Source organism: Dolichospermum lemmermannii CS-548 (assembly GCF_028330815.1).
Lineage (GTDB): Bacteria > Cyanobacteriota > Cyanobacteriia > Cyanobacteriales > Nostocaceae > Dolichospermum > Dolichospermum lemmermannii.
In genome coordinates this window covers 1-4,851 of the sequence record NZ_JAQMTJ010000037.1, presented here as the reverse complement: position 1 = coordinate 4,851, position 4,851 = coordinate 1, and the positions used below count along the sequence as shown (strand labels likewise).

4 protein-coding genes and 1 pseudogene are annotated in these 4,851 nt (G+C 41.0%); 4 read left to right on the top strand and 1 reads right to left on the bottom strand.

What is annotated here, in order from left to right; translation table 11 throughout:
• Positions 1 to 646 precede the first annotated feature (646 nt).
• Positions 647 to 1,945 carry a competence/damage-inducible protein A gene (locus PN450_RS01925; RefSeq protein ID WP_271835254.1) on the bottom strand — a complete coding sequence of 433 codons (1,299 nt, stop codon included), beginning with the start codon at positions 1,943 to 1,945 and terminating at the stop codon, positions 647 to 649.
• A gap of 203 nt (positions 1,946 to 2,148) precedes the next feature.
• On the opposite strand from PN450_RS01925, the gene PN450_RS01920 reads away from it, so the two are divergent.
• From PN450_RS01920 to PN450_RS01905, 4 genes and pseudogenes are all read left to right on the top strand, one after another.
• The gene (locus PN450_RS01920; RefSeq protein WP_168695498.1) at positions 2,149 to 2,355 is read left to right on the top strand and encodes a glycogen debranching protein; all 207 of its coding nucleotides are present in this window, start codon (positions 2,149 to 2,151) and stop codon (positions 2,353 to 2,355) included.
• 125 nt (positions 2,356 to 2,480) lie between these two features.
• Positions 2,481 to 3,167, top strand: a complete 687-nt coding sequence (locus PN450_RS01915) for a uracil-DNA glycosylase (protein ID WP_271835253.1) — start codon at positions 2,481 to 2,483, stop codon at positions 3,165 to 3,167.
• A gap of 287 nt (positions 3,168 to 3,454) precedes the next feature.
• The gene (locus tag PN450_RS01910) at positions 3,455 to 4,312 is read left to right on the top strand and encodes a Tab2/Atab2 family RNA-binding protein (RefSeq protein ID WP_371260343.1); all 858 of its coding nucleotides are present in this window, start codon (positions 3,455 to 3,457) and stop codon (positions 4,310 to 4,312) included.
• 132 nt (positions 4,313 to 4,444) lie between these two features.
• Positions 4,445 to 4,714, top strand: a pseudogene (locus PN450_RS01905) (PmbA/TldA family metallopeptidase); the annotation flags it as partial.
• Positions 4,715 to 4,851: the final 137 nt, after the last annotated feature.

The window sequence follows — 4,851 nt, the reverse complement described above, 5'->3', positions numbered from 1 at the left end:
TCACTTTATCACACCACGTCCCTTTTAATGCTACTTATTCTCATTAAGCATCTTAATTTTTGAATTGACTTTAGTTATTATGTACTACTTTAAGGGCTTTTTTGATCTGTGACAGTTTGGGGTGCGGAATGTGGGTTATAAGTCCATTAAAAAACTTGAAAATGAAACAACCTACTAATATTGATACTTTCAGGGCTAAAGCCGGTGAGTTTACCACTTACCCCGAGGTTTTATGAATTCTGCGTCAAAAGTTTAACTCTATAACCGTCATAACTTTACCTCTATAACCGTCATAACTCTACCCTCTTCATTAGCTATTGTCAAGCATTATCTGGATTAAACTGTCACGAAGTGTAAATACTGAGTCACAGAAACCCAGTATACAATAGACATCTAAATCGTAAGTAAGGCATCATTAAAAATAGGGAAAAGGACTGGTAACCGCTCAATAATTCGGGGTAAATCGTTCAATGACAAGCCTCAAATGGCGTAAAATCCTTCCCGAATAGGTAGTCCGCCCCCATTTATTGAGCAGATACAAGGACTGTGTAATCTGGTTTTTTAATTTTTAATTCCGCCCTGGGGTACTAGTATATCACGGCGTAAATAAAGCAACCATATTCAATCGCCAAAAGCCTACTGTATATTAGTTTTGACTTTTGACTTTTGACTTTTGACTTCCGCCCTGCGGTACTAGCCTTTTTTGCAACTGTCGCCGCAGATTATCCAAAGCTGCATTTCCACTCACATAACGAATTAAAGACCGTCCCCGAATTGTTCCGAAGCGGTGTTCAAAACTTGTTACTTCGTTGCCAGGACCAGCTAAACCAATATAGACTAAACCCACTGGTTTGGTTTGGGTTCCCCCGGTTGGTCCGGCAATGCCTGTAATACTTAATCCCCAAGTAGTTGAGAGCCGATTTTTAACACCAATAGCCATTTGTTCAGCTACTGTCGCACTTACTGCCCCAAATTCCTCTAAATCCTCTGGGTTGACCCCTAATAGTCCAATTTTTACGGAATTGTCGTAGGAAATTACTCCACCCCAAAAGTAATCAGAACTACCGGAAGTTTCTGTTAACATTTGCCCCAGTCCCCCACCGGTGCAAGATTCAGCGACAGATAGGGTTTCTCCCGCAGACTTTAATAAATTACCAACAACAGCAGCGAGGGTGTCATTATCAATGCCGTAATAATCTAAGCCAGCAATTTCTATGAGTTGTTTTTCAATGGGTGTAATTAAAGCTTCTGCGGTTGTTGCGTCTGTGGCTTTAGCAGAGATTCGCAGTCTCACCTCTCCCTTGCCCGCATAGGGGGCTACTGTGGGGTTAGTTAAGTCAAAATAAGGGGCTACTTTTTCGGCTAAAGCTGATTCTCCAATTCCCCAAAATCTTAAACTACGACTATAAATAATTTCTTTTCCCCAACCTTGACTTTTCAGAAAAGGTACGGCGGTTTCTGTCCACATTCGATACATTTCGCTGGGAACACCAGGGAAGGTAAAAATAGTTAATCCCGGACGAGGTTGCCAAATAATACCCGGTGCTGTTCCTGTGGGGTTGGGTAAAATTTCTGCACCTTGGGGAATTAAGGCTTGTTTGCGATTATTGGCAGACATTACTCGTCCCCGTTGGGCAAATTTTTCGGTTATATCTTCGATAATATCGGCTCGTTCTATTAAAGATACGCCAAAAAAATCAGCGATAGTTTCGCAGGTGAGATCATCGGGTGTGGGGCCTAAACCACCGGTGAAAATGAGAATTTGTACTCTGGAAGCGGCAATTTCTATCACTTCTTTGAGTCTGTCTGGATTATCCCCGACGACGGTTTGATAGTAGTGAGGAATGCCTAACTGTGCTAACTGCTGGGCAAGATATTGGGCATTGCTGTTGAGGATATCTCCTAGCAGCATTTCTGTACCAACGCAAATAATTTCTGCACTCATGGGATTAGGAAGGAATTGGGAGGAACTGGTGATATTAAATACTCGGTTAAATATAGGACTAATATTTGATTTTGACAATCAGGTATTTCCATATCTATATCTATCACGCTTCTTTCCCTGTTAACTATTCTTGTACATAAATTCAATAAACATTATAAAATTAAAGATGGCGGTTTTAACACGATATTTTCAAAAGATAAACTATGAATATTTGGGTAAATGAACAAATTGATCCTTCTGGGCTGATTCACGCCTGTATTGCCTCTTGTGATGAATCTCAGGCTAAGGATTGTCATGAATCGTTTAAGACTAATCTCACAAACTCTCAAAAGGCAGAGGGCTGGATTGCCAAATTAAGGATAGTTAAATCTTGGGATGATGTGCCAGTTAATGCTTTAAAACTTGATTAATTAGAGTGTGCTGTCTGGAAAAAAGGGTAGACAAAGCCCCAATCTAATTCTGTCTATTAATTGATAGGATGGGTGGTAATATTTGCGTTAATATTCTGGAGTTTCCAGTTACCATTCTAAATTCCATGCAGCATGAAACTCAACTTAGTTTATTTGATAACTCTAGCTTAAACCAAAAAGAGCTAATTACTACCAGTAATAAAATTCCCATTCCGCCGGGAACTTATGACAATGTAGAGGAATTGACAAAACATTGCAATGGCTGTCAGCGTTGTGCATTAAGTGAAAACCGGACTCATGCTGTGGTCGGCCGTGGTAATCTCCAAGCGGAAATTATGATTATTGGGGAAGCACCGGGAAAAAATGAGGATGAAACAGGTTTACCATTTGTAGGTAGATCAGGACAATTACTAGAAAGTATCTTAGCTTCAGTAAATTTAAGTACAGAAACAGATATATATATTGCCAATATTTGCAAGTGTAGACCACCGGAAAACCGTGTACCAACTAATGAAGAAGCTGCTGCTTGTAAACCATATTTATTTGAGCAGATTCGCCTAGTTAACCCCAAAATTATCTTATTAACAGGTGCAACTTCTGTGAAAGGTGTCATTGGCGACAAACGCCCGATTACTAAAATTCGCGGTCAATGGTTAGAGTGGGAAGGGCGTTTATGTATGCCTATTTTTCATCCCTCTTACTTGTTGCGTAACCCTTCACGGGAACAAGGAAAGCCTAAATGGTTAATGTGGCAAGATATACAGGTGGTTCGGGCTAAGTTTGATGAATTCAAAAATCAGGATCAAAATTAAGTAGGTTGGCGTTAAAAATTGTCGTTACAGCACTTCCCGGTGTTATGAGGTTATCTAGCGGGCAAGATGCCCGCACTACAAGAGTTTCATGATTCAACTTTGTACCTCATAAGAGCGGAAACCGCTGTATGACTAGGGAACAGGGAACAGGGAATAATTTTCCCAATTACCAATTACCAATTACCAATGACCAATTACCAATGCTCCTGTAAGTTGGTAAAGTTAGGAAATCACAAAATATCAAGTCATCAGATTTTTACCACTAAAACATGGGCAGCCAGAGAAAAATGTATTGGGAACTCGATTTTTACTCCCGTCCGATTTTGGACGAAAATCAGAAAAAAGTATGGGAAATGTTAGTGTGTGAAAGTCCTGTAGATATTGGTACACAAACGGATTCTCTATTTCGCTATGCTAAATATTGCCCAAGTACCCAGGTAAATTCGGGTTGGCTACGGACAGCAATCCAGGAAGCGATAGAAGAAGCCGGTGCTTCCCCCACCAAAATCCGCTTTTTCCGCCGCCAAATGAATAACATGATTACAAAATCCTGTGAAGATGTGGGAGTACCCGCTGTACCAAGTCGGCGGACTTTGGTTCTTAATCAGTGGATACAGCAGCGCATGAAGGAAGTCTACCCCCAAGAACCGGGATATCAGGGAGTAGCCAATCCTTCTGTGCGTTTGGATAAGCCCTTACCTCAACGTTTACCAGATGCTTTAGAAGGAAAACAATGGGCTTTTGTGACTTTAGAGGCTAGTGATTTGGCTCAAATGCCGGATTGGGAAATTGGCTTTGGTGAAGCTTTTCCCCTAGAGTTGGCGGAATTACGCCCAGAAACTCGGATTCCGGGAATTTTGATTTTCTCACCCAGGGCTTTACCCATAGCAGGTTGGATGTCTGGTTTAGAAATGGCTTATTTGCACTTTGACACTAAGCAAGGAAATCGCCTGATTTTAGAAACGGGGGCTACGGAAAGTTGGGTTGTGGCTAATATCCGCACTCCCGAACTTTTAGCAGAAGCACAGGGCTTTACTGTAGCTAAGGAACAAGCTAATGGGGTGCATTTTATTGGTGTCCAGTCTGATCCTCAATCTCAAGATTTTGCGGGATTTTGGCTATTACAAGAAATCAATTTGCCCTAATTTGTCGGTGGTCTGTTGTCAGTGGTCAGTTGTCCATTATTTGAAATTTGGTAAGTTGATGACACGCTAATGGGATAATAGACTGCGACGATTAAGCGATTTATATCCAAAATCCATAATTCATAAAGGGACATGGGTTCTGCAAATTTGTTACAAGATACATTGGCTCAACAACTGCTAGAACTTGCCCTCAAGTCTGGTGCTGAGGCTGCGGAAGTGTATCAATCACGATCGCTTTCTCGACCAGTTTTTTTTGAAGCCAACCGTCTCAAACAACTAGAAACCAGTCAAGCTGAGGGGACAGCCCTGCGGCTATGGCGGGATGGTTGTCCCGGTTTGGCGGTAGCTTATGGCGATGTTGATCCCCAAGCTATGGTGGAAAAATCTTTGGCACTGAGTCAACCTGAGTTCGATGTAAATAAAAAGTCTAAAAGTACGTAACAGTAACAGTTCTGTCAATAAGTATTGGTTATTGAGAATTAAAGCCCACACCAAAAATTTCTCAAAAAATTAATTTTTTGAAATGTATTTACTATTAG